We start from the raw sequence: 22418 nt of genomic DNA, 5'->3' as shown, positions 1-22418 counted from the left end.
ACTTACTGGGTCGAGGCGATCACCGCTTCGACCCTTCTGTTTTGCTCGCGCCCCTCGGGCGTGGCGTTCGAGACGCGCGGGGCGAGATAACCGATTCCATCGGCGCTGATCTGGCCGGAGGGCACGCCATAGGTGTTGATCAACCGTTGCCGCACCGCCTGCGCGCGCTGGCGGGACAGGCCGGTGTTGCTTTCCAGAGAACCCGTGTTGTCCGTGTGGCCGACCAAAATGATGCGGACCTCGGGATGGGAGGTCAGATACCCGGCGAGCGTCTGCAGCGAAGAGAACGGCCCCTCGCCAAGCGTCGCGGAGCCGGTGTCAAAGGCAAGATCGTCCAACACAACGCGCCCGCGCGCCTCGAACCGGGTCACCAGATCGCCTGTGGCAGTGGGGCGAAGAGATTGGGTCAAATCCGTCTGACTGGGCGTCGTCAACTCAACGGGCGGGGCGTCGGAGGGCGTCACCGTGCTGATCTGAACAAAGCCCGCGCCCGGCGCATGGCTGGTCAAGAGCGAGGCGACTCGCCCGTCGGCATGTTCAGCGACCAGATATTGATAATCGCTCAGGTCCACATGCATCGCGGGTTCGGGCAGGACGTCGAGTTGATAGCGAAAATCAAAGCCGCCACAGACCGTATCGGCACAGGCGAAAAGGATTTGAAACCCCTCGGCCTCCAACTGGCTGCGCAGCGGTGCAATCAATTGGTGGCTTGTGAGCGACGTCCCTGTGACACGAAAAGCGACCCGTTCGACATCGCCCTCGGCCATGATCCGTGGCGTGTCCTCACCTTTGTAGGCGCCGGTCGGAAAGGGCTCGGCGGAGGCCAGTTCGCTTTGCCGCGCGGTCTCTGAGGCCGCCCCCGGCAGGTCGAGCGCAGAGGCGCCAGAGGACATCCCAAGACAGGCAGAGATGAGGCAAACAGCGAGGCGTGGGGTCAGTTTCATGGGTGTCCGGTCAAGATTTTGGTTCTGTAGTGGTACTGGCCCACCTCCTCCATTCCAAGCCCAGAATAGAGCGCAAGAGCCGCCGTATTCGCCCGCGTGACCTGAAGCGCAAGACTGTCGGCCCCGTTCTCCCGCGCCCAATCGGCGGCGATGGACATCACCCTTCGCGCAAGGCCTTTGCGTCGTGCGGGCAGGGCGATCTCCAGCGCGTGGATCACGGCGATACGGTTGTGGATGGCAACAAATCCGGTGCCTGCAGGCGTGTCGCCCAGCCGTCCCAGCAACGTGCATTTCGGCGCGCGCGTGCGCAGCATGATTTCGACCCGCGAAGGCCCGATGCCGCCTTCGGCCCAGATTTCCCGCTGAATCGCGGTGGGCGGCCAAGAGACATAGCCGTCTTTCGCTTGCGCCGGGGCGAACCGGTCCAAGGGGGCCATAAGACACGCCACCGGATCGAACATTTGGTAGCCACGTGCGTCGAGTGCCGCGTCGAAATCCTCTTCGCCGCCGCGAATCTGGAATAGAGCGTCGCGTCCGTCCTTGGCAAAACGGGCTTCGATCTCGTCCAGAGCGGGGTCGGTCAGCGGGCCATCGAGTGTCGCCGCCGACACTCGGCTGCCACCGCCCGCCCCATCGCGATAGGTGAAGGGGCCGAGGCTTTCGCGCGTCAAAGGCGGCCAAGTCGCCTCGAAGGCCTGAAACAGTTCAGGCCTGTTCATTGGCGGGGAAAATTGTGGCCAGCTCCAAAATCGCGGCATCGACCATCGCGCCGTCCTGCCCGCGGATCACGATATTGGTGCCAAAGGCGCCGTCGCGGTTGAACGGGTAGGAGCCCATCGAGAGCGCCGGGTATTTCGCCGCCAACATGCCCAAAGGCTCGGCCACGGTGCTTTCCGGGCGATCAATGCGATAGGTCTGCGACAACAAGGGCTTGCCGCCCGTGAGCGTCGGCAAAAGCCCGGCGACCATGGCGACAAAAACACTCGGCACACCCGCCATGACATGGACGTTCTCAACCGAGAACCCCGGCGCAATGGAGACCGGATTTTCGATCAATGTGGCGCCCTCGGGGATGCGGGCCATGCGCATCCGGGCCTCGTTGAACTCGACGCCTCGGGCTTCGTAATGCGCGGTCAATAGCGCCCGGGCATCGTCGCGCACATCAATGGTGCGGCCAAAAGCGGCGGCGATGCAATCGGCGGTGATGTCGTCATGGGTCGGCCCGATACCGCCGGAGGTGAAAACATGAGTGTATTTCGAAGACAGGGTCTGAACCGCCTCGACAATCGCGTCGCGGTCGTCGGAGACCACGCGCGCCTCTTTGAGATCAATGCCCACGCGGGTCAATTCACCGGCGAGGTGATACATATTCGCATCGCGGGTGCGGCCCGAAAGAATTTCGTCCCCGATGATGAGAATGGCGGCGGTGGGATTGTGATCGGTCATGTCTCGCCCTCCTTGAGCGGCTGTTACATTGGGTATAGGCCTCTCCCCATGCGCTTTCAAACTGATCTGATCCCCGCCACGCTTTTGCGCCGCTATAAACGCTTTCTCGCAGACATTCGTCTGGGCGACGGGCGCGAGGTGACGGCGCATTGTCCGAACCCCGGGTCTATGATGGGGCTGTCCGATCCGGAGACGCGGGTTTGGGTCGAACCCAATGATGACCCGAAGAAAAAGCTCAAATACGGGCTGCGGATTGTCGAGCTGGAAGGCGCGCGGGTGGTGGTCGACACGGGCGTTGCCAATCGTGTGGTGAAGGAGGCGCTTGAGGCCGGTCTGGTGCCGGGGCTTGCGGGCGATGTGCGGGCCGAGGTGAAATACGGAGACAATTCGCGCGCGGATTTTCTGGTGACGCAGGGTGATCAAAAAATCTGGATTGAGGTGAAATCCGTGACGCTTTCACGCGAAACCGGACTGGCCGAATTCCCGGACGCCAAAACCGCGCGCGGCGCCAAACACCTCTCTGTTCTGGCCGATCAGGTGGCGCAAGGTGACCGGGCCGTCATGCTCTATCTCGTCTCTCGCGACGATTGCGACCGCTTTCATCCCGCCGCCGACATTGACCCGACCTATGCGGCGGCAGAGGCGGCGGCGCGGGCGGCGGGTGTCGAGATCATGGTCTTCCCGGTCGAGATCACCCCGCAGCAGGTCGTTTTTGTGCCCCGCCTTTTGCGCCAGATGTAATCCTCCGGCACTGGCCCTTTCCGCGCAAAGCCCTTATATCGGGTCGAAAGACAACGGAGTGGACCCTTGGACGAGACGCATCGCGGCCGCATCACCAAAGACGGAATTCGGATTTACGAGGACGCCGATTTTGCCGGCATGCATGCCGCCGGTCAGGTCGCGGCGCAGATTCTCGATGAGGTCGGCCCTCTGGTCGTGCCCGGCGCGACGACCGCAGAGATCGACGCTTTCATCGAACGCCGTGTGACCGAGTTGGGCACCACCTCTGCGACCATCGGCTACAAGGGCTACAAACACGCGTCGTGTATTTCGACCAACCATGTGGTCTGTCACGGCATCCCTGGTGCGAAAATTCCGGGCCACAAGGATGACACGCTTTTGGATGGCGACATCATCAACATCGACGTGACGGTGATCAAGGACGGGTGGTTCGGTGACTCCAGCCGGATGTATTTCGTCGGTCAGCCGAAAAAATTCGCCGAACGCCTCGTGCAGGTGACCCATGATTGCCTGATGTATGGCATCGAACAGGTGAAGCCCGGCAACACCTTTGACGACATTGCGCGCGTCATTCAGGAACACGCGCATAAGAACCGGATGTCCGTGGTGCGCGATTTCTGCGGGCATGGTCTGGGGCGGGTGTTCCATGCGCCCCCGAATGTGTTGCACTATGTGCCGCATCGCCGTCCGGGCGACGCCGCGCCGGTGCTCGAAGAGGGCATGTTCTTCACCATCGAGCCGATGATCAACCTTGGCCGTCCCGAGACGAAAGTGCTGGGCGACGATTGGACGGCGATTACCAAGGACAAGAAACTCTCCGCCCAATTCGAACATTCGATCGGGGTGACGGCGAGGGGATGCGAGATCTTTACCCTCTCTCCGGGGAACATCTATTTCCCGACATATTGAGACAAACGCTAAAGCGGAGACTGAAAAGTTCTCCGCTTTTTCTTTATGGAACAAAGGCCTGACTGTTTGGTCAGATAAAAAATGGGCTGAGGCTGTTGTGAGTGACCAGCAAGCGGACTAGCAACTTGCCAAGTTTGAGCGATCATGAACACGCGGTCGCACTCACAGCCTAAAGGAGGCTTGCCGATGAATCCCCTGTTGAAATCCGCCGCTCTCGCCGCTCTGCTCACCGCGACCGGTGCTCTGTCTGCGGCCGCACAGGAGGTCACCCTCCGGTTCCAGCATTTCGTTTCCCCGAAAGCCGGCTCCGCCACCTATTTCATGGAGCCGTGGGCTCGCAAGGTCGAGAAAGACAGTGGCGGGCGCATCAAGGTCGAGATCTACCCGCTGATGCAACTCGGCGGCAAAGCCCCGGACCAATACGACCTGATCCGTGACGGCGCCATCGACGGCGGCTGGATCATTCCGGGCTATCAGCCGGGGCGTTTCCCGGAAACCGAAGCCATCGAACTGCCGTTTGTCTCGCTGAAATCGGCGGAACTGTCTTCCATGGCGGCGTGGGAATTCACCCAAGAGCACCTTTTGGACGATTTCGCCGACATCCACATTCTGGCCGCCCACACCCATGGTGAGGGTTTGGTTCACAAAAAAGGCGAACCGATCCGCAAGGTCGAGGATTTCGAAGGTCTGAAACTCCGTGCGCCGACCCGCACCTCGACGCTTCTGCTCGAAAAAATGGGCGCGACCCCCGTTGGCCTGCCGGTCCCGGCCTTCCCCGAGGCGCTGTCAAAAGGCGTGCTTGATGGCGGCATCATCACCTTCGCCATGTCGCCGTCGCTGAAGCTCGATGAGCTGACCGACGCCGAAACCGACGTGGCTGGGGATCGGTCGTTCTACAATCTCTATTTCCTCTGGGCGATGAACAAGGCGAAATACGACAGCTTGCCCGACGATCTGAAAGAGGTGATCGACCGCAATTCCGGCCTGATGGCCTCGCGCTGGTCCGGCATTGCCTATGACATGGGTGATGACGACGGTGTGAAAGTTATTGAGGCGAGCGACAACGCGGTCAACGTGTTGAGCGAGGAGGAGACCGCAAAGATCACCGCCTTGGGCGACGAGGTCGTGGCCGACTGGATCGCCGAAATGGATAAGAAAGGTTTCGATGGTGAAAAGCTTGTGGCCGATGTCAAAGCGGCCATGGAGCATGCGCAGGACGCAGCCCCTTGGGTCGATGCGCGGGGAGCGGCTTATACAATCACCACGGAATGAACCTGTGATCATTTGAGAAAAGGCCGCCTTTGGGCGGCCTTTTTGTTTGAGTATTTGACTGCAATGAAGGTTTAAAGCCCGAGGCAGGCGGGCAGGTCATGCATGTCGGAGAGATGCTCGGCACCCTCTTTGATCAGCCGCGCGCCGTCGCCATGCGGGTCAAAACCAAAGCAGCGCATTCCGGCCAGGCGCGCGGCGATACAGCCAGAGGGGCTGTCGTCAATCACCACGCAGTCTTCGGGGGAGATGCCAAGCTGTTCGGCGGCAATCAGGAACAGACCCGGTTCGGGTTTCGCGGTCCCATACGTATGTGCGGAATGGATGCGGCCTTTGAGACGGGCGAACACAGCCGGATGCGCGCCCAGCGTCACGTCCATTTTCTCCATCGGCCCGTTGGAACCGACGGCATAGGGAATGCCCGCGGCGTCCAGCGCATCGAAAGCGGCCTCAATGCCGGGGATCAGCGGGACGCCCGCGCGCAGCATCTCGAACACGCGAGGGTAGGCCTCGACCTGCCAATCGTCGGGCAGTTTGGCCCCTGCGGCCCGCGCCCGTTCGCCCACACGCGCCATGGTGCCGCCAACGTATTGGGTTTCCAACTCATGCAGCGTGATGTCGAGACCAAAGCGCGCGAAGTCCTTTTGCAGGAACTCCAGCAGCGGCGGCTCGCTATCGACGATCACCCCGTCACAATCGAAAATTACGGCTTTCGGTGTCATTTCGGCTCCAGAAAATTGATTTTGGTGTCACCATATTTGCGCGTGTCCAACAGCGTCAGCGCATCAGGCGGCGTGATCTCTGCGCTGTCTTCCCAGACCACAAGCGCACGTTTGGTCAGCCAGTTCCCGGCAATCGCGGCGGCAATCGCAATCTCGCCCAAGCCTTTGGCATAGGGCGGATCGAGGAAAATCAGGTCATAGGGTTCGGACGGATTTGCGGGCAAGCGCGTGGCATCCATGCGCATCAGATCGCAGCGGTCTTCGGCGCGGCATTTCCCGATATTCTCGGTGATCAGGCTTTGCGCCTTGCGTCCGTCATCGACAAAGGTGACGCATTCCGCCCCGCGCGACAGGGCCTCTAACCCCAGCGCGCCGGTGCCCGCAAAGAGATCCAGCACCCGCGCGTCCTCGACCGCATCGCCGTATTTGCCAGCGGTCAAAACGGAGAACAGGCTCTCGCGCACACGGTCCGTGGTCGGGCGCAGATGCGCGCCCGCATCGCCTTTTCCGACAGAGGCCAGCGCCAGCCCGCGATATTCTCCGGCAATGATCCGCATCAGGCACGCATCAGTGTTTTGAGGTCAGTGGCGGGATCGGCCACCTTGTCGGGATCGGCGGTTTTGCCGCTCTCGATCAGGCGTTTGGCGACCATATAGCCGCGCGGATCGTTCATCGCGTCGATGGCGATCAACTGGCCGTCCTTGTAATACCAATGCGAATGCGTGTCCTCAGTCTCGCGGATCACGACCCTGTCGTGACCATTAAAGAGCCCGGCGATTTGCAGTTTGACGTCATATTGATCGGACCAGAACCAGGGTTTCGGTACATAGGTGACACCCTGGCCGAGCATGTTTTTTGCAACGACCGCGCCTTGATCAATCGCGTTGCCCACGGATTCGAGCCGCATCTGCGCGCCGTCATGCGGGAAGGAGGCACAGTCGCCTGCCGCGAAAATATCGGGGTTCGAAGTGGCACCATAGAGGTCGGTTTTGATGCCGTTCTCAAGCGTCAGCCCGGCCAGTTCGGCCAATTCCGTGCCGGGGGTGATGCCGACGCCGACGATGACGAAATCGACGTTGAGGGTGGTTCCGTCGGTCAGTTCGGCGGCTTTTACGCGCGTGTCGCCGGTGAGCCGCACAAGCCCCACGCCCTCGCGCAGATCGACGCCATGGGCCTGATGCAGCGCTCGGAAATAATCGGATGTCTCGACGGAGGCGACGCGTTGCAAAATCCGGTCGGCCATCTCAACAAGTGTGACCTTGAGCCCTTTTTTCGCGGCGACCGCTGCGGCCTCCAGCCCGATGTACCCTCCGCCGACGATCAGCACAGAGGCGCCTTCGCGAAACTCCGGCTCGATCGCATCGGCATCTGAAAGCGTGCGCATGGTGTAAACCCCGCCGAGAGCGCCGCCGATGGTGGCGGGCAACAGACGCGGCGCGGAGCCGGTGGTCAGAGCGAGCTTGTTATAAGAGAGCACCTCTTCGCCGAGGGACACCGTCTTCGCCACCGGATCAATGCCGGTCACTTTGGTGCCCATCCGTAGCGTGATGTTCTCATCCGCGTAATAGCTTTCGGGCCGCAGAAACAGCCGATCCAGCTCCATCTCCCCCAAGAGATAGGCCTTTGACAGCGGCGGACGTTGATAGGGCGGCACGGGTTCTTCGCCGATCAGGGTGATCTCGCCCTCGAAGCCTTGCCCGCGCAGGGTGGTGACGATGCTCTGCCCGGCCTGCCCGGCCCCGATGACGATGAAGTGGCTCATGCTCTTTCCTCTGGTCGCGAAACGCCCTGACCCTATATCGTCAAAAGACAGAATGACAACGCACAGAGGATCACAAAGATGACGATTGCAACAGGAGACAGCCTGCCGGGTGGCACGGTGCTTGAAATGACGGCAGAAGGCCCCGCGTCCGTGGAGCTAGCCGAGAAATTCAAGGGTCGCAAGGTTGTGCTTTTCGGCCTGCCGGGGGCCTACACGGGCGTCTGCACCACGGCGCATGTGCCGAGCTTCATTCGCACCATGCCGAAGTTCAAAGAGAAGGGCGTGGATGAGGTGATTTGCGTCTCCGTCAACGATCCCTTCGTGATGGGGGCATGGGGTAAAGACACCGGCGCAGACGTTGCCGGGATCACCATGCTGGGCGATGCTGAAGGCGCGTTCATCAAAGCACTGGGTCTTGATTTCACCGCACCGCCTGCCGGGCTGATCAACCGCTCGAAACGCTTCGCGCTCTATGCCGAGGACGGCGTGGTGAAGGTGCTCGAAGTCGAGAGCAGCCCGGGGGAATGCACGATTTCTGCCGGTGAATCTCTGGTCGAAAAGATCTGAAAACAGAACGCCCGGGAGATGATCCCGGGCGTTTCGTTTTACTCGGCCGCGTTGAGCAACGTGCGCGTCGGAAAAGGAATATCCACCCCGGCCTCATCCAGTGCCTCTTTGACCTGACGTTTCATGTCGGCCTGAAACTGGAAAAAGTCGCTGGATTTGACCCAAACCCGGACCAGAAAATCGACAGAGAAATCGCCGAGATTGTTGACCTGAATGAAGGGCTCCGGCTCCTTGAGCGCGCGCGGGTCCGACAGGATCGTTTTGCGGATCACCTCTTCGGCGGTCTTCAGGTTCGCTCCATAGCCCACGCCAAAGGTCCACTCGGCGCGCCGCGTCTGGTTGGTCGAGAAATTGGTGATGATATTGCCCCAAACCTGCGAGTTCGGCACGATGACCTGCACATTTGACAGGTCGGCCAGTTCGGTGAAGTTGAGCGAAATGTCTTTCACGGTGCCCATCTTGCCGGACACCTCAACGAAATCACCGTTCTTGAAGGGGCGAAAGAGGATGATCATGACGCCCGCCGCGACATTCGACAGCGTGCCTTGCAAAGCCAGGCCAATGGCAAGACCGGCGGCACCGATGACGGCGACGATCGAGGTGGTCTGAATGCCGAAGGTGTTGAGGATGATCAGGATCGTGAACGCGAGGATCGCATAGCGGGCGATATTGGCGAGGAAGTTGAACAGCGTGTCGTCGAGGCTTTTGTAACGCGCACTGATGGCGCGGATGCGACGACCGACCCAGCCGGAGATCATCATCCCGACAATCAGAAGGATCAGCGCGCCCAAAATCGACCCGGCAATGCCCGCCAGAAATTCGAGAGACAGATAGTCCCCGACGGTCTGGCCGTTGTAGATTTCGTAATTCAGGATTTGTTCAAACATGTGCGGCGGCCTCGTCCATTTTTTCTGCCAAATTTATGTCTTTCTGGGTCAGCCCACCGGCATCATGGGTCGAAAGCGTCACTTCGACCGTGCGGTAGACATTGCGCCAGTCGGGGTGGTGATCGCGTTTCTCGGCCCAAAGTGCAACCCGAGTCATAAACCCGAAGGCCTCGTTGAAATTCCGAAACTCAAAGCGTTTCTCGATACTCTTGCCATCGGCTGTCTCGGTCCAGCCGCGTGTCAGTAATGGCGTGAGGGCCCCGGTCCGGGCGGTGCCTTGCAATATCTCAGTCATGATCGTCCTCCTCGGGCGTGGATTTGAACGGGCCATATGAGGTGAGCACCTCAACCTCTTCGGCCACGGCAGCGCGTTCGGCCTCAAGGTACTCGGCCACGGCGCGGGCAAAGCCCGGATCGCGCATCCAGTGCAGCGAATGCGTCGTGTTGGGCATATAGCCGCGTGCCAGCTTGTGCTCGCCCTGCGCGCCCGCCTCGACCCGTTTGAGGCCGTGGGCGATGGCGTAGTCGATGGCCTGATAGTAGCAAATCTCGAAATGCAGACTCGGGTGATATTCAGTGCAGCCCCAATAGCGCCCGAACAATCGATCCCGCCCGATGAAATTCAACGCGCCGGCAATCGGCACCCCGTCGATCTGTGCCAGCACCAACAAAACGTCGTCGCGCATGGTCTCATGCAGCTCATCGAAGAACGCCCGCGTCAGGTAGGGCGAGCCCCATTTGCGACTGCCGGTGTCCTGATAGAATTGCCAAAAGGCGTCCCAATGTTCGGGCTGGATGTCCTTGCCCGTGAGCGTAACGATCTCGCCACCAAACCCCTGTGCCTGAGCGCGCTCTTTGCGAATATTTTTGCGTTTGCGCGACGACAGCGCAGCGAGAAAATCGTCAAAGCTGGCGTAGCCCGCGTTGTCCCAATGAAACTGTTGCCCGGTGCGGTGCAAAAGCCCCATGGTCTCGCCTGCGGCCACTTCGTCTTCGGTGCAAAATGTCAGATGCAGAGACGACAGCGTGTTCTGATCCGCCACCTCAACCGCACCTTGAACCAATGCGGCCTTGCCGATGTCTTCGAACCCCGGGCGGGTCAAAAGCCTGCGGCCTGTCACGGGCGTAAACGGTACCGCGATCTGGAGTTTCGGATAGTATCGCCCGCCCGCGCGCTCATAGGCATCGGCCCAGCCGTGGTCGAAAACATATTCGCCCTGGCTATGGCCCTTGGCATACATCGGCGCGACGGCGATCGCCTGATCACCTGCGCGCGCCACGAGATAGCTGGGCTGCCAGCCCGTGCCGGGACCGACCGAGCCGGAATTTTCCAAAGCCATCAGGAACCGATGCGTCACAAAGGGATCGTCAGGCCGTCCAACTCCGGGAGCAGCACAAGCATCCCAGTCCTCCGGCGCAATCGCACCGAGGCTGTTCATCAGGCTGATCTCGATCTGGTCGGTCATAAAGGTCCTGCGCGCGACGTCTGGTTAGAAACTGGCACGCAGGGTCTTGGCGTCAAGTCGGCAGGTAGCCTTCAAAGGTGATATTTTCCGCAATCTTGCGTGCCTCCGCCTCGTCTTCCGGGTTTCGGATCGTCCAGCACAGAATATGTGCACCCGCCTCTTTCAGTTCAGCGACCCGAGGCGCGTCGAGGTTCGACCACTGGTGACTGATGAAAGACGCGCCGACGCGATCATAATCCTCGATGAGCCCCAAAGTTTCGCGGCGGTCGGCGGGGATGAGTTTCGCGCCCTCGTCCTCCCAATTCGCGGTGGTGATGCCGCGCGGCAGATGGGGGCACAGCTCCGCCAGAACCGCGACCGAATGCGGGTTGAAGGACATGAGCGCGACAGGGCCATCATAGCCCTCAAGCACTTTGGCGGCAGCCACTTCCAAGGTGCCGACACTGGGGCCCATCGCGCCGTCCTGATCCTTCACCTCGATCAACAGGGGCACGCGCCCCGCGACGTGATCCAGCACCTGTTTGAGCGTCGGCACCCCGACCTCGCCGGTTTTGAACCGAAGCGTAGACAGGGCCTCGGAGCTTTGGAGCGCAAAGGCGCCGTGGCCCTCGGTCAGGCGATTGAGCGCATAGTCGTGAAACACCATCGCCACCCCGTCCGAGGACAGTTGCAGGTCGATCTCGATGCCAAACCCCCGCGCGATCGCCGCATCAATGGCGGCGATGTTGTTCTCGGCGCGGGCGATATTGTCATCGTGCAAGGCACGATGCGCAATGGGCGCCTTTAAAAAGGCCTCTGGCAGAGTGGGCATCAGGCGAGCTCGAAAATCGCTTCGATCTCGACCGCGACGCCCAGCGGCAGGCTGGCGGCGGAGACGGCGGAGCGGGCGTGACGGCCCATGTCGCCCATCACCTCGACCATCAGGTCAGAGGCGCCGTTGACCACTTTGGGTTGTTCGGTGAACTCTGCGGTCGAATTGACGAAACCTACGAGTTTCACAAGACGTTTCACCTTGGAAAAATCGCCCTCCACGGCGGCGTTGGCTTGGGCCAGAAGCGCCAGCGCACAGCTTTGCGCGGCCTGCGCGCCCGCTTCCGTGGTCAGATCCGCGCCCAGTTTGCCACAGATCAGCCCATCGGGACCGTTGGAGATTTGCCCGGAAATAAAGAGCTGATTGCCACTGATCACATAGGGCACGTAGTTGGCCGCGGGCGCAGGGGCGGCGGGCAGGGTGAGGCCAAGCTCGGAGAGTTTTGCAGAGAGATCCATGGGGAGGGTCCTTTGTCGTATGGCGTTATTTCTCGCGGAAGGCGCGGGTGAAATAATCCGTAAGGGGTTTTGTCAGATAGGCCAAGGGCGAGCGTTCACCCGTGGACATATAGGCTTCGACCGGCATGCCGGGGATGAGAACGGTCCCCTCAGGCAGACGCGCGCGCTGTGCTTCGGGGAGGTGGATGTCGGCGCGATAATAGCTCGCGCCGGTCGCCTCGTCGACAAAGGCATCGGCGGAGACGCGCATCACCTGACCTTCGAGCTCGGGTGTGGTGCGTCGGTCAAAGGTCGTGAACCGCAGGCGCACGGGTTGGCCGGGGTAGACCTGATCGACATGGGTCGGGCTGACCCGCGCCATGATGATGAGCGGGCGGTCTTGGGGCACGATGTAGAGCGCGGGCTGTGCGGGAGGGATCACCGCACCGGGGCCGAACACCGAGAGGCCATAGACCACGCCCGCCACCGGCGCGCGAATGTCGAGGCGCGCCAGACGTGCCTGCAGGCCCGAAATTTGTTCGCGCAGACGGCTGACGCTGGCTTGAATGTCGCGCAGCTCGGTGATGGCGGATTCGCGGCGGTCGCTGCTGGCCTTGAGGATGTTCAGCTCGATCTCCGTGATCTGCACCTGCGCCTGCGCCTCTGCGGTTTCAAGCCGTCCGATCTCGGCCGCATATTGCACGGCGTCGCGGCGAATGCCGATGACGCGGCTTTGCTGGGTCAGTCCGCGTTCAAGCAATTCGGTTTGCGCCGCGAGGTCCTCTTCGATCAGCGACAATTGCTCGGAGAGCGCGGATTTTTGCGTCGCGAGGCCTTCGATCTGAACCTCGATCTGGCTGCGTTGTTTATTGAGTTGTTCGATCTCGGCTTTGGCCGTGTCCTGACGCGCTTGGAACAGGTCTTTTTGACCGGCCACAGAGCGTGCGACCTGCGGGTCTTCGGCCATGCGGTCGATCAACTCTTGCGCAAGCGTGATGGTCGGCGCGCCGTCGCGCTCTGCCTCAAGTCTGGCGACGCGGGCGAGAAGTTCGAAAAGCTGGGTTTCCTGAAGCGAGATTTCGTTGAGGTAATCCTCCGACGACAATTCGATCAACAAAGCCCCTTTTTCGACCATCGCACCTTCGCTGACATGTACGGCGGCCACTTCGCCGCCATCGCGATGGGCGACGGCCTGACGGTTCTGTTCGACCTGAAGTTGACCGGTGGCCACCACCGCGCCGTCGATGCTTGCGAATATCGCCCAGCCGCCAAAGCCGCCGAACAAAAGCGCCATACAGGTCAGTCCGAACCAGATCGCCCGGCGCGCGGACCATGCGGTCTCTTGGGCATGTGCGGTCATTGGATGCCCCCCTGACCCGCGTCCTTGCGCAGGATGTCCTTGGAATTCTTGACCATCTCGCCCAGCACCTGATCGCGCGGCCCAAAGGCGCGTCGCAGCCCGCCGTCCAGCACCAGAAGCTTTTCACATTCCTGAATGGCGGAGGGCCGATGCGCCATGATCAACACCGCGCCACCTTCGGCCTTGTGACGCCGGATTGCGGCGTTCAGGGCGAGGGAACCCGCGTTGTCCAAATTAGAGTTCGGCTCATCGAGAATGACGATCACCGGATTGCCGTAAAACGCCCGCGCCAAGCCGATCCGCTGCAATTGCCCACCGGACAACAGCCCGCCCGCGGAGGCGACAGGCGTGTCATAGCCGTCGGGCAGCGACAGGATCAGATCATGCGCATCGGCCTTTTTCGCGGCGGTAATCACCGCTTCCGCATCGGGGCTGAGCGCCAACTTGGCGATATTCTCGGCAATGGTGCCGTCGAAAAGCTGCACCTGTTGCGGCAGGTAGCCGATGTAGCTGCCAAGCGCTTCGCTGGCGTAATGCTCCAGTTTCGCACCATCCAGCCGGATCGCGCCACTGGACGGCGCCCAAACCCCGGTCAGAGCGCGTGCCAGCGTGGATTTGCCCGCGCCAGACGGCCCAATCACGCCCAAGGCTTCGCCCGGCGCCAGATCGAAACTGATCATCCGCAAAGAGGCTTGTTGCTGACCCGGGGGCACTACAGAGACCTGTTGCACCGTCAACGCGGCCGTGGGGCGCGGCAATTCGGTGCGGATGACATCGGCGGGGTTTTTGCCCAGCAATTCGGCCAGATCGCCCCAGCCACGTTGGGCATGCTGCAACAGGTTCCATTGCCCGATCAAAAGATCGACGGGCTGAAGCGCGCGTCCAAGCAGGATGGAGCTTGCGATCATGGCGCCTGGGCTGATCTGACGCTCCAGCACTAGCCAGGCCCCAAGCGCCAGCATCGCGGATTGCAAGAACAACCGAAGCGCGCGGGAGGCGGCGGTGAAGCCATGGGTGGTGTCCTCGCTCGCCACGGATGTCGCCAGGGCGGTTTCCCGCGCTTTCAGCCAGCGGCGATAGGCGGCCTCTTTCATGCCCAACGCGGCCAATGCCTCGGCGGCGGTGGTCATCCGGCTGGCGGTTTGAGCGGCCTCGCTTTCGGCGCGGATCACGGCGTCTTGCATCGATTTCGCCGCAGAACGATGCCACAGCGCGACCCCCACGAGGACGGCGCCGCCGCCGACAGCCAAAAGGCCGAGATAGGGATGAAACAGGCTGATCCCAAAGAGAAACAACGGCGTGAAGGGCAGATCGAAGAGCGCGGCCAATGCCGGGGAGCCGAAAAAACGACGAATCGCGGTGAGATTGTCCATGCCGCGGATTTTGCGGCTTTCGCGCGGATTATGGGCCGCCTGCGCCATGGTGGCGTGAAACACGCGGGTCTCTAAGCGGCTTTGAAACCGTGCAGCAACGCGCGATAGGATGTGCGCACGTGTGCCATCCAGAAGCCCCATCATCAGATAGAGAAACGCGACGATGGAAAACAGCGCGAGCAGCGTCGCCTCTGAGCCGGAGCCCAGAACGCGGTCGTAAACCTGCAACATGAAAAGCGGGCCGGTGAGCATTAACATATTGATACATATGGAGAATACCCCAGACATCCAAAATAGGCCGCGCGATTCGCGACGTACGCTGGAAAGCTCTCTCTGGCCGAGGCGGATGTCTTCCTGAGTCATGTCGATGTCTTAGCTCGGTCTTCTCTGATATGGCAGATTTGCCTGTCGCATATGGCGTGAACCACAGGTGATCTGTTGAAACAATGTCACAGGATAGATATCAGAGTGTGTGTTAATATTGGGCTTCCGTTTCAGGGATACTATCTCGCGGTATAGCCATGGGGATGACGCCTGTCACCTGGTCTGCCCGATTTGCCTTGATGCCTTAGCCCGAAGGTCTGCTGCCATGTTTTCATCTTTCTCTGTGCGGGGTCTGCCCGCCCTTGCCGCTGTTTCGGGGCTTGCCCTTTTGGCGGGATGCGCCACGCCGGGACCGGACGGGATTGCCGATCCTTATGAGGAGGTGAACCGCGGCTGGCATGACACCAACATTGCGCTCGACAAGGCGGTGATCAAGCCGGTGTCGACGGCCTATGGCACGGTGGTGCCCGATCCGCTGCGCAAAGGCTTTTCCAATGTCTCCGACACGCTGGGCATCCCCGGCACAGTGGTGAACGACGTGTTGCAGTTCCGCCTTGGCGATGCGCTGCACAACACGGCGCGTTTCGCGGTGAACGCCACGGTTGGGATCGGTGGGCTTTTCGATCCGGCGACCGAGATGGGGCTCGAAGAGCGGGATGCCGATTTTGGCGAGACGCTTCACGCCTGGGGTGTCGGCGAAGGTGCCTATGTCGTCCTGCCGCTTTATGGCCCCTCGACGGAGCGCGATTCCATCGGACTTTTGGTCGATATTGCACTCGATCCCGTCGGCAACCTCTTGGGCAACCCCGAGAAAAGCTACAAGACCGGGCTGAAAGTTGCCGACCTTGCGGACACACGGTATCGTTACTCCGATCTCTATGAATCTGTGATTTACGACAGTGCCGACAGCTATGCCCAGATGCGTTTGACCTATCTCGACAACCGTCGCTTTGAATTGGGAACACCGATTGCCACGGGGAATGGTGAGGCCGCGGGTCAGGGCGCAGCCCCCTATGATATTTACGAGGACTTCTATGAGTGATTTCGCTTTTTCGCGCCGGTCGGTTCTCGCCGCTCTGGGCGCAACTCTGATCTTGCCGCAGGCCGCGCTGGCCTTTTCCGCGTCTCAGGCAGAGGCGCTGATCGGCAAAGCGGTGAATGACATCAACGCCATCATCAATTCGGGCAAATCCGAAGCCGCGATGTATGTCGATTTCGAACGTGTTCTGACGCGGTATGCCGATATGCCGAACATCGCGCGTTCGGTGCTTGGGCCGCCCGCGCGTTCTGCCTCGTCGGCACAGCTCAACGCCTTCACCAAAGCGTTCCAGACCTATGTCGCCCGCAAATACGGTTCGCGCTTTCGCGAATTCATCGGCGGCAAGGTCGAGGTCAACAGCACGCAACAGGTCAATTCGGTCTATGACGTGCGCTGCACCGCGATTCTGCGGGGCGAGCCGCCGTTTGCGATCTCTTTCATCGTGCATGACAAGGCGGGCAAGTTCATCGACCTGCAGATCGAAGGGATTTCTTTGCTGAAATCCGAACGTGCCGAGATCGGTGCCATGCTCGACAAGGCCGGTGGCAACATCGACGCGCTGACGGCGTCGCTGCGCTGAGCGGCTCACGCATTTGAACGATGGAAGGGCTGCGGATCGAACCGCAGCCCTTTTTCGTGCTTTAGCGCGTGTAGACCGCTGTCAGTTTCGCGGTCGCGATGGTCTGGCTGTTGATCATATAGCCTGCGATGGCGTTGGTGACCCCTTCCGGCAGATCGAGCTTTGCCGACAGCGCATGCAGCGTGAAGATATAGCGATGAACCTCGCCCGGCGGCGGGCAGGCGCCGCCAAAGCCCGGGCTGCCATAATCATTGCGCAGTTCCAGCGCGCCTTCGGGCATCGCATCCGTGCCGCTGGCGCCGGCGGGCACCTCCGTCGTCTCCATCGGAATGTTCACGACGCCCCAGTGCCACCAGCCCGAGCCGGTCGGCGCGTCCGGATCATAAGCGGTGAGTGCCAGGCTTTCAGTGCCTTCTGGCAGACCGGACCAAGCGAGATCGGGAGACCGATTGCCGCCGGTGCAGCCGAAGCCCTCGAACACCTGCGCGGTGCTCAATTGCACGCCCTCGGCCATGCTTTGGCTGGTCAGTTGAAACTCTTCGGCGGCGAGGGCGCCAGAGAGGGTGACGCTCAGGGTGAGGGCGGAGAGGGCCGCCGTGCAAGCCCGCGTGCAGGCCCGCATGAAGGGGAGGGTGAAAGACATGTGTCATCCTTTTCAAATCAGTGATGGGATGACTTTAGGCGCGGGAGAGCAGGCCCGCTTCCGGTGGTCGGGCAAAAACTATCGGCAAACGATCAGGCTTCGACCGTTCGGATGGATTTCGGCGGGATGCCAAAGCGTTTCTTGAAAGCATCGGAAAAATGCGAGGGCGTTTTGAAACCACAATCCAGCGCGATCTCGGAGATCGGCTGGCCTGTGGTCTGAAGCAATCCCAGCCCGCGCTCCAGCCGGGTGTTCAGCAGGATGCCTGAAAACCCATGCCCGGATTTGGCCAGCCAGCGGCGCAGCGTCGCCTCCGACATGCCCAGATCGCGCGCCAGTCGTGGCTCAGATCGCGCTCAATCAACTCGCGCACCCGTGCGTGCGGCGTGTCCTCGCCCAAAAGCGGCAGCACGACACCTTGGTGTTTCAGCCAAATCAGCGGCTCCATGAGGCGATGCCTGGGGATTTCGGGCGGCAGGTTGGTGGTGGCGAGCGTCTCTTTCAAAAGCCGCAACACGGCCTCTGGCCGATGCGAGGCGGCGCGCAGAAGCTGGATGCCCGCCTTGCGTTGTATGACCGGGGTCTGCGTGAAAACCTCTGCGATCAGATCATCAGAGAAATTCACCCCCTCCGCCTGATAGTGCCGATCCGCCAGCGGGCGGTTCTCCATCGTCAAAACGACGCCGGGCGGAAAGATCATCACATCGCCTTCGCGCCCCTCGATCTCGCCATGCAGGGGACAGGTGACGACCTTTGATCCGCTGCGGATGAAGATCAGAAAGGGGCGGCGAAAATAGAGGTCGGTGAACCGCGCCGCCGTCGCCTGGCTGACCGGGGCGATGGACACGTCGCAGTCAGACCTGTCCATCGCCCCACCCTCAGTTGCCATTGCCGAAAATCGCCCCCAACAGGTCGATCAACACATTGTCGGCCTTGTCATTGCTGCGCTGACCGTTGCCGCTGGGCTGGGCGCGCTGCACGGTCGGCGGGCTGGCGGGGCGGATCATCGGCAGGGGTTTCGGCTCGAGGCCGTCTTGTACCTGCGCCATGGTCCGCTGCCAAATTTCGGCCGGAAGACCGCCACCGGTCACGCCGGTCAGGGGCGAGTTGTCGTCGTAGCCCATCCAGACGCCCGCGACGTAATCCGCCGTGAAGCCCATGAACCAGGCGTCGCGCGCCGCCTGCGTTGTGCCGGTCTTGCCCGCCACTTCGACACCCGGGATTTGTGCCCGCGCGCCGGTGCCCGACTGAACGGCATTATACATCATATAGATGAGCTGCTGTGCGCTGTCCGGCGTGATGACACGTTCGCCAAGCCCGCCTTCTTGCCCCATCAGGGCTGTGTTGTCGCCTTTGAGACGCAGGGATTTCAAGCCGTAGGGCGTCACCGACGAGCCACCGTTGAGGATGCCCGCGTAGGCGCCGGTCATCTCCAAAAGCGTGGTTTCCGAGACGCCAAGCGCCAGCGCAGGCCCCTGTGCAAGGTCGCTCTCGATGCCGAACGTCGAGGCCACGGTGCGCACGTTCTCAAGCCCCGCATCCATCGCCAGCTCGACCGCCGGGATGTTGTAGCTGTGTTTGAGCGCGTCCGTGACGGTCACGAGACCATGGAATTTGCGATCATAGTTCTGCGGTGAATAGGGCCCGGAGCCTGGGACGTTGATCGTGATCGGTTCGTCCATGATCGGATCGTCATAGGACCAGCCCATGTCGAGAGCTGTCGCATAGACGAAGGGTTTGAACGACGACCCCGGCTGACGTTTCGCCTGTGTCGCACGGTTGAAGGCGCCCGAGACCTTGAGCTTGCGCCCGCCCACCATCGCACGGACAGCGCCGTCGGCGGACATCACCACGATGGCGGCCTGTGCCTCGGAACCTTCGCGCACCTTGTTCTCGAAAATCCAGGTCAGCGCCTCTTCGGCGGCGCTTTGGATGCGCTGATCAAAGGTGGTTTCGATCACCACGTCCTCGGTCGTGTCGCGGGTCAGGAAATCCGGCCCCGCGCCCATCACCCAATCGGCGAAATAGCCGCCCGCGCGCTTCTCGGCGGTCTCGGACAGCTCGGCGGGGTGCGATTTCGCATAGGCGCGTTCCTCGTCCGTGATGTAGCCCTGTTGGTTCATCAGGAGCAAAACGATGCCTGCACGCTCTTGCGAACGTTCCAGATTGTTCGTCGGCGCATAGCGGGTCGGCGCGGTCAAAAGACCGGCGAGCATGGCGGATTCGGCGATGGTCACCTCGGCGGCGGATTTGCCGAAATAGCGCTGTGCGGCTGCCTCGAACCCATTCGCACCAGAGCCGAGATAGGCGCGGTTCATGTAGATCGAAAGAATCTCATCCTTGGAATACCGGGCCTCCATCGCCATGGCGTAGACGGCCTCTTTGGCTTTGCGTGCGATCGAGCCTTCGCGGCAATCGGCCTCGTATTCCGTCTGGTTCTTCCACTGTTCAGGGTCGTAGGGCACGCCAAGACACAGGAGTTTCGCCGTCTGTTGCGTCAGCGTCGAGCCGCCATGGCCGGACAGCGGGCCACGCCCCTCGGAGAGGTTGATCCTCACCGCAGAGGCGACACCGCGTGGCGAGACGCCGAAGTGGCGATAAAAGCGTTTGTCCTCGGTCGCGACAATGGCGTTCTTGAGGTAGGGCGAGACGGTGTCTGCGGTGATCTGGCCCCCGAATTGTTCCCCACGCCAGGCAAAGACCGAGCTGTTGCGATCCAGAAGCGTGACCGATCCCCGCGCGCGCCCATCGAGAAGCTCGGAATAGGGCGGCAGGGTGGAATAGATGTAAAAAACGGCAATGCCCAAAACGACGGCAAAGGCCAGTGCACCGCGTGAGAACGCCAGCCAGATCAGCCGTCCGACCCAGCGCAGCAGCCCGCCCACCAGACGCACGATCGGATTCGACGACCGTTTGCGTGTCGAGGCCCGCTTGGGTTTGCGCGCAGCGGTTTTTTTACGGAAAAGAGGCTTTTTTGCCTTTTTTTCCGGCTTCTTCTTGGCTTTCGTGCCGTTGGGATAGCGCCGATCTGCGACCAGTTTCCGCTTTCCGCCATTGGATCCTGTCATGTTTTGCTCGATTTTTTGCCAGGTTTTGATTGCAGAGGACCTTAATGAGTTGGGTCGCGAATGTTGAGGGGAAACGAGTCGCGCGGACCTCTTTATTTTTCTGCCTATTTTTTGATCTTTGTGCACAAAATGTATAATTTTTAGGCGCAAGTGCTTGAAAATGACTCACGGCAGGCCGTCGCATCGCTTGTGAAGAAACGCCTAACGTCGTTTTGCTGAGCCGTGGTCGCACCAGCAGTGGCGCCACCCGCTCAAACGGAAGGGGAAAAACGTGAAACTCATTATTGCTGCAATCAAGCCATTCAAGCTTGAAGAAGTCCGCGAAGCGCTGACCGGGATCGGCGTTCGGGGCATGATGGTGACGGAGATCAAGGGCTTTGGCTCTCAGTCCGGTCACACCGAGATCTACCGCGGTGCGGAATACGCCGTGAATTTCGTGCCGAAGGTGAAACTTGAGATCGTCGTGGCGGATGCCATGGCTGAGCAAGTTGTCGAAACCATCGCAACCACCGCCAAGACCGACAAGATCGGCGACGGCAAGATTTTTGTCCTCGACGTGGAAGGCGCGACGCGCGTCCGTACCGGCGAGACCAACGACGACGCGATCTAATCGCGCTTACCCGAGACGAAAGGGACTGAAACCTATGAAACTCACCAAGCTCATTCCGGCCACTGCGCTCGCGACCGCGATGCCGCTTATGGCCTTTGCGCAGGACGCTGAAGAAGCCGTCGCTGCCGTCGTGCCGACCGATGTCGTCTTTATCATGAACACCGTGCTGTTCCTTATTGGCGGCTTCCTCGTGTTCTTCATGGCCGCTGGTTTTGCCATGCTCGAAGCCGGCCTCGTGCGTTCGAAAAACGTTGCGATGCAGCTGACCAAAAACGTGGCCCTCTTCGGTCTCGCTTCGATCTTCTACTACCTGATCGGCTACAACCTGATGTACCCGCTGGGCACCTGGTCGGTTGATGGCATCCTCTCCGGTGTCTTCGGCCCGGGCGTGCTTGAAGCTGTTGGTGTGACCGCCGATGCTGTGGACGATTACTCCTACGCTTCCACTGCCTCTGACTTCTTCTTCCAGCTGATGTTCTGTGGCGCGACCGCCTCCATCGTGTCCGGTACGCTTGCTGAGCGCATCAAACTGTGGCCGTTCCTGATCTTCACGATCATCCTGACCTCGATCATCTACCCGATCTCGGCATCCTGGAAATGGGGCGGCGGTTTCCTCGACCAAGCTGGCTTCCTCGACTTCGCTGGGTCCACCGTTGTGCACTCCGTGGGTGGCTGGGCTGCTCTGGCTGGCGCGCTCATCCTCGGCCCGCGTATCGGCAAATACAAAGACGGCAAAGTCACCGCTTTCCCGGGCTCCAACCTGACGCTTGCTACTCTTGGTACGTTCATCCTGTGGCTCGGTTGGTTCGGCTTCAACGGCGGTTCCCAGCTTGCTATGGGCTCCGTGGGTGATGTGGCTGACGTGTCCCGTATCTTCGCGAACACCAACACCGCAGCTGCCGGTGGTGCGATCGCCGCTCTGATCGTGACTCAGCTGGTCTACGGCAAAATCGATCTGACCATGGTGCTCAACGGCGCTCTGGCTGGCCTCGTGTCCATCACCGCTGAACCGCTCACCCCGACTCTGGGTGCAGCCACCCTCATCGGTATGGTCGGCGGCGTGATCGTGGTCTTCGCTGTGCCGTTCCTCGACAAGCTGAAAATCGATGACGTTGTCGGTGCGATCCCGGTCCACCTGATCTGCGGCATCTGGGGCACCATCGCGGTTGTCTTCACCAACTCCGAGGCCTCCATCGGCACCCAGCTCTACGGTATCGTCGTGGTCGGTGTGTTCACCTTCGTTGTCTCCGGCATCGTGTGGTTCATCCTGAAAGCAATCATGGGTATCCGCGTCTCCGAAGAAGAAGAGATGATGGGCCTCGACAAAGCCGAGCTCGGCATGGAAGCCTATCCGGAATTCTACAAAGGCTGATCCCTTCCTCAGTCTGAATATCCTGAGCCCGGGCGCGCAATCGCCCGGGCTTTTTCTATGTTGGAAACCATTTCTCAACCATGACGCC

General features: G+C 60.8%; 25 protein-coding genes. 8 read left to right on the top strand and 17 right to left on the bottom strand.

What is annotated here, in order from left to right; all coding sequences use genetic code 11:
* Window positions 1-2: 2 nt before the first annotated feature.
* From LC094_RS07045 to LC094_RS07035, 3 genes are read right to left on the bottom strand one after another with little or no spacing between them, the layout of a single operon-like run.
* Window positions 3-944: an OmpA family protein gene (locus tag LC094_RS07045; protein WP_226551123.1), complete on the bottom strand. Its 942-nt coding sequence runs from the start codon at window positions 942-944 to the stop codon at window positions 3-5.
* Window positions 941-1663 (bottom strand): GNAT family N-acetyltransferase, encoded by a 723-nt coding sequence (locus LC094_RS07040; RefSeq protein ID WP_226551122.1) that lies wholly within the window; start codon window positions 1661-1663, stop codon window positions 941-943. Before LC094_RS07040 ends, LC094_RS07045 begins: the two co-directional genes overlap by 4 nt.
* On the bottom strand, window positions 1650-2390 hold the full coding sequence (locus tag LC094_RS07035; protein ID WP_226551121.1) for a competence/damage-inducible protein A: 741 nt from the start codon (window positions 2388-2390) through the stop codon (window positions 1650-1652). Before LC094_RS07035 ends, LC094_RS07040 begins: the two co-directional genes overlap by 14 nt.
* A 48-nt stretch (window positions 2391-2438) precedes the next feature.
* Here LC094_RS07035 and sfsA point away from each other — a divergent pair, with 48 nt between their 5' ends.
* The 3 genes from sfsA to LC094_RS07020 all read left to right on the top strand — a co-directional run bounded on the left by sfsA (window position 2439) and on the right by LC094_RS07020 (window position 5312).
* A complete protein-coding gene (gene sfsA / locus LC094_RS07030) occupies window positions 2439-3131 on the top strand; it encodes a DNA/RNA nuclease SfsA (protein ID WP_226551120.1) in 693 nt (230 codons plus the stop codon).
* Window positions 3132-3197: 66 nt separating this feature from the next.
* Complete coding sequence (gene map, locus LC094_RS07025; protein WP_226551119.1) at window positions 3198-4040, top strand: type I methionyl aminopeptidase; 843 nt, start codon at window positions 3198-3200, stop codon at window positions 4038-4040.
* A gap of 186 nt (window positions 4041-4226) precedes the next feature.
* Window positions 4227-5312, top strand: coding sequence for a TRAP transporter substrate-binding protein (locus LC094_RS07020; RefSeq protein ID WP_226551118.1), 1086 nt, complete (start codon window positions 4227-4229; stop codon window positions 5310-5312).
* A gap of 71 nt (window positions 5313-5383) precedes the next feature.
* Here LC094_RS07020 and LC094_RS07015 read toward each other — a convergent pair whose 3' ends face one another.
* Genes LC094_RS07015 through LC094_RS07005 form a run of 3 tightly spaced genes read right to left on the bottom strand, consistent with a single transcriptional unit; the run spans window position 5384 to window position 7793 of the window.
* Complete coding sequence (locus LC094_RS07015; protein ID WP_226551117.1) at window positions 5384-6031, bottom strand: HAD family hydrolase; 648 nt, start codon at window positions 6029-6031, stop codon at window positions 5384-5386.
* Entirely contained in the window at window positions 6028-6588 is a 561-nt protein-coding gene (rsmD, locus tag LC094_RS07010; RefSeq protein ID WP_226551116.1) for a 16S rRNA (guanine(966)-N(2))-methyltransferase RsmD, read from the bottom strand. The genes LC094_RS07015 and rsmD overlap by 4 nt, the downstream gene beginning before the upstream one ends.
* Complete coding sequence (locus tag LC094_RS07005) at window positions 6588-7793, bottom strand: NAD(P)/FAD-dependent oxidoreductase (protein ID WP_226551115.1); 1206 nt, start codon at window positions 7791-7793, stop codon at window positions 6588-6590. The genes rsmD and LC094_RS07005 overlap by 1 nt, the downstream gene beginning before the upstream one ends.
* 78 nt (window positions 7794-7871) lie before the next feature.
* On the opposite strand from LC094_RS07005, the gene LC094_RS07000 reads away from it, so the two are divergent.
* Window positions 7872-8360, top strand: a complete 489-nt coding sequence (locus LC094_RS07000; RefSeq protein ID WP_226551114.1) for a peroxiredoxin — start codon at window positions 7872-7874, stop codon at window positions 8358-8360.
* 38 nt (window positions 8361-8398) lie between these two features.
* Here the strand turns inward: LC094_RS07000 and LC094_RS06995 are convergent, their stop codons facing one another.
* From LC094_RS06995 to LC094_RS06965, 7 genes are read right to left on the bottom strand one after another with little or no spacing between them, the layout of a single operon-like run.
* A complete protein-coding gene (locus LC094_RS06995; protein WP_226551113.1) occupies window positions 8399-9247 on the bottom strand; it encodes a mechanosensitive ion channel family protein in 849 nt (282 codons plus the stop codon).
* A complete protein-coding gene (locus LC094_RS06990) occupies window positions 9240-9542 on the bottom strand; it encodes a 4a-hydroxytetrahydrobiopterin dehydratase (protein ID WP_226551112.1) in 303 nt (100 codons plus the stop codon). Before LC094_RS06990 ends, LC094_RS06995 begins: the two co-directional genes overlap by 8 nt.
* The gene (locus LC094_RS06985; protein WP_226551111.1) at window positions 9535-10713 is read right to left on the bottom strand and encodes a GNAT family N-acetyltransferase; all 1179 of its coding nucleotides are present in this window, start codon (window positions 10711-10713) and stop codon (window positions 9535-9537) included. Before LC094_RS06985 ends, LC094_RS06990 begins: the two co-directional genes overlap by 8 nt.
* A 52-nt stretch (window positions 10714-10765) precedes the next feature.
* The gene (locus LC094_RS06980) at window positions 10766-11524 is read right to left on the bottom strand and encodes a glycerophosphodiester phosphodiesterase family protein (protein ID WP_226551110.1); all 759 of its coding nucleotides are present in this window, start codon (window positions 11522-11524) and stop codon (window positions 10766-10768) included.
* Entirely contained in the window at window positions 11524-11982 is a 459-nt protein-coding gene (locus tag LC094_RS06975; RefSeq protein ID WP_226551109.1) for a RidA family protein, read from the bottom strand. Before LC094_RS06975 ends, LC094_RS06980 begins: the two co-directional genes overlap by 1 nt.
* Before the next feature lie 25 nt (window positions 11983-12007).
* Complete coding sequence (locus LC094_RS06970; protein ID WP_226551107.1) at window positions 12008-13321, bottom strand: HlyD family type I secretion periplasmic adaptor subunit; 1314 nt, start codon at window positions 13319-13321, stop codon at window positions 12008-12010.
* Window positions 13318-15057 (bottom strand): type I secretion system permease/ATPase, encoded by a 1740-nt coding sequence (locus LC094_RS06965; RefSeq protein ID WP_226551106.1) that lies wholly within the window; start codon window positions 15055-15057, stop codon window positions 13318-13320. The genes LC094_RS06970 and LC094_RS06965 overlap by 4 nt, the downstream gene beginning before the upstream one ends.
* A gap of 226 nt (window positions 15058-15283) precedes the next feature.
* Here LC094_RS06965 and LC094_RS06960 point away from each other — a divergent pair, with 226 nt between their 5' ends.
* A complete protein-coding gene (locus LC094_RS06960; RefSeq protein WP_226551105.1) occupies window positions 15284-16060 on the top strand; it encodes an MlaA family lipoprotein in 777 nt (258 codons plus the stop codon).
* Window positions 16053-16637 (top strand): MlaC/ttg2D family ABC transporter substrate-binding protein, encoded by a 585-nt coding sequence (locus LC094_RS06955; RefSeq protein ID WP_226551104.1) that lies wholly within the window; start codon window positions 16053-16055, stop codon window positions 16635-16637. The genes LC094_RS06960 and LC094_RS06955 overlap by 8 nt, the downstream gene beginning before the upstream one ends.
* A gap of 61 nt (window positions 16638-16698) precedes the next feature.
* Here LC094_RS06955 and LC094_RS06950 read toward each other — a convergent pair whose 3' ends face one another.
* The 4 genes from LC094_RS06950 to LC094_RS06935 form a co-directional block, all read right to left on the bottom strand.
* The gene (locus LC094_RS06950; RefSeq protein ID WP_226551103.1) at window positions 16699-17280 is read right to left on the bottom strand and encodes a YbhB/YbcL family Raf kinase inhibitor-like protein; all 582 of its coding nucleotides are present in this window, start codon (window positions 17278-17280) and stop codon (window positions 16699-16701) included.
* 92 nt (window positions 17281-17372) lie between these two features.
* Window positions 17373-17600, bottom strand: coding sequence for a helix-turn-helix transcriptional regulator (locus LC094_RS06945; protein ID WP_264186398.1), 228 nt, complete (start codon window positions 17598-17600; stop codon window positions 17373-17375).
* Window positions 17534-18148: a hypothetical protein gene (locus tag LC094_RS06940; protein WP_226551102.1), complete on the bottom strand. Its 615-nt coding sequence runs from the start codon at window positions 18146-18148 to the stop codon at window positions 17534-17536. Before LC094_RS06940 ends, LC094_RS06945 begins: the two co-directional genes overlap by 67 nt.
* A 10-nt stretch (window positions 18149-18158) precedes the next feature.
* Window positions 18159-20348, bottom strand: a complete 2190-nt coding sequence (locus LC094_RS06935) for a transglycosylase domain-containing protein (RefSeq protein ID WP_226551101.1) — start codon at window positions 20346-20348, stop codon at window positions 18159-18161.
* A gap of 271 nt (window positions 20349-20619) precedes the next feature.
* Here LC094_RS06935 and LC094_RS06930 point away from each other — a divergent pair, with 271 nt between their 5' ends.
* Together LC094_RS06930 and LC094_RS06925 are read left to right on the top strand one after the other, a co-directional pair.
* Window positions 20620-20958 carry a P-II family nitrogen regulator gene (locus LC094_RS06930; protein ID WP_066604500.1) on the top strand — a complete coding sequence of 113 codons (339 nt, stop codon included), beginning with the start codon at window positions 20620-20622 and terminating at the stop codon, window positions 20956-20958.
* Between the two features lie 34 nt (window positions 20959-20992).
* Window positions 20993-22330, top strand: a complete 1338-nt coding sequence (locus tag LC094_RS06925) for an ammonium transporter (RefSeq protein WP_404814974.1) — start codon at window positions 20993-20995, stop codon at window positions 22328-22330.
* The last annotated feature ends 88 nt before the right edge of the window (window positions 22331-22418 follow it).

Source organism: Celeribacter naphthalenivorans (assembly GCF_020524585.1).
Taxonomy (GTDB): domain Bacteria; phylum Pseudomonadota; class Alphaproteobacteria; order Rhodobacterales; family Rhodobacteraceae; genus Celeribacter; species Celeribacter naphthalenivorans.
This window is presented reverse-complemented; position numbering and strand designations above follow the sequence as displayed.

Excerpts from the sequence above, each read along its gene's own strand:
- LC094_RS06955 (WP_226551104.1), top strand. The coding sequence starts at position 16,053 with ATGAGTGATTTCGCTTTTTCGCGCCGGTCGGTTCTCGCCGCTCTGGGC.
- LC094_RS06995 (WP_226551113.1), bottom strand. The coding sequence starts at position 9,247 with ATGTTTGAACAAATCCTGAATTACGAAATCTACAACGGCCAGACCGTC.
- LC094_RS06940 (WP_226551102.1), bottom strand. The coding sequence starts at position 18,148 with ATGGACAGGTCTGACTGCGACGTGTCCATCGCCCCGGTCAGCCAGGCG.
- LC094_RS06945 (WP_264186398.1), bottom strand. The coding sequence starts at position 17,600 with ATGTCGGAGGCGACGCTGCGCCGCTGGCTGGCCAAATCCGGGCATGGG.
- rsmD (WP_226551116.1), bottom strand. The coding sequence starts at position 6,588 with ATGCGGATCATTGCCGGAGAATATCGCGGGCTGGCGCTGGCCTCTGTC.
- LC094_RS06975 (WP_226551109.1), bottom strand. The coding sequence starts at position 11,982 with ATGGATCTCTCTGCAAAACTCTCCGAGCTTGGCCTCACCCTGCCCGCC.
- LC094_RS06980 (WP_226551110.1), bottom strand. The coding sequence starts at position 11,524 with ATGCCCACTCTGCCAGAGGCCTTTTTAAAGGCGCCCATTGCGCATCGT.
- LC094_RS07020 (WP_226551118.1), top strand. The coding sequence starts at position 4,227 with ATGAATCCCCTGTTGAAATCCGCCGCTCTCGCCGCTCTGCTCACCGCG.
- LC094_RS06970 (WP_226551107.1), bottom strand. The coding sequence starts at position 13,321 with ATGACCGCACATGCCCAAGAGACCGCATGGTCCGCGCGCCGGGCGATC.
- LC094_RS06960 (WP_226551105.1), top strand. The coding sequence starts at position 15,284 with ATGTTTTCATCTTTCTCTGTGCGGGGTCTGCCCGCCCTTGCCGCTGTT.
- LC094_RS06925 (WP_404814974.1), top strand. The coding sequence starts at position 20,993 with ATGAAACTCACCAAGCTCATTCCGGCCACTGCGCTCGCGACCGCGATG.
- LC094_RS07040 (WP_226551122.1), bottom strand. The coding sequence starts at position 1,663 with ATGAACAGGCCTGAACTGTTTCAGGCCTTCGAGGCGACTTGGCCGCCT.
- LC094_RS06935 (WP_226551101.1), bottom strand. The coding sequence starts at position 20,348 with ATGACAGGATCCAATGGCGGAAAGCGGAAACTGGTCGCAGATCGGCGC.
- LC094_RS06965 (WP_226551106.1), bottom strand. The coding sequence starts at position 15,057 with ATGACTCAGGAAGACATCCGCCTCGGCCAGAGAGAGCTTTCCAGCGTA.
- LC094_RS07035 (WP_226551121.1), bottom strand. The coding sequence starts at position 2,390 with ATGACCGATCACAATCCCACCGCCGCCATTCTCATCATCGGGGACGAA.
- sfsA (WP_226551120.1), top strand. The coding sequence starts at position 2,439 with ATGCGCTTTCAAACTGATCTGATCCCCGCCACGCTTTTGCGCCGCTAT.
- LC094_RS07015 (WP_226551117.1), bottom strand. The coding sequence starts at position 6,031 with ATGACACCGAAAGCCGTAATTTTCGATTGTGACGGGGTGATCGTCGAT.
- LC094_RS07005 (WP_226551115.1), bottom strand. The coding sequence starts at position 7,793 with ATGAGCCACTTCATCGTCATCGGGGCCGGGCAGGCCGGGCAGAGCATC.
- LC094_RS07000 (WP_226551114.1), top strand. The coding sequence starts at position 7,872 with ATGACGATTGCAACAGGAGACAGCCTGCCGGGTGGCACGGTGCTTGAA.
- LC094_RS06950 (WP_226551103.1), bottom strand. The coding sequence starts at position 17,280 with ATGTCTTTCACCCTCCCCTTCATGCGGGCCTGCACGCGGGCTTGCACG.
- LC094_RS06985 (WP_226551111.1), bottom strand. The coding sequence starts at position 10,713 with ATGACCGACCAGATCGAGATCAGCCTGATGAACAGCCTCGGTGCGATT.
- LC094_RS06990 (WP_226551112.1), bottom strand. The coding sequence starts at position 9,542 with ATGACTGAGATATTGCAAGGCACCGCCCGGACCGGGGCCCTCACGCCA.
- LC094_RS07045 (WP_226551123.1), bottom strand. The coding sequence starts at position 944 with ATGAAACTGACCCCACGCCTCGCTGTTTGCCTCATCTCTGCCTGTCTT.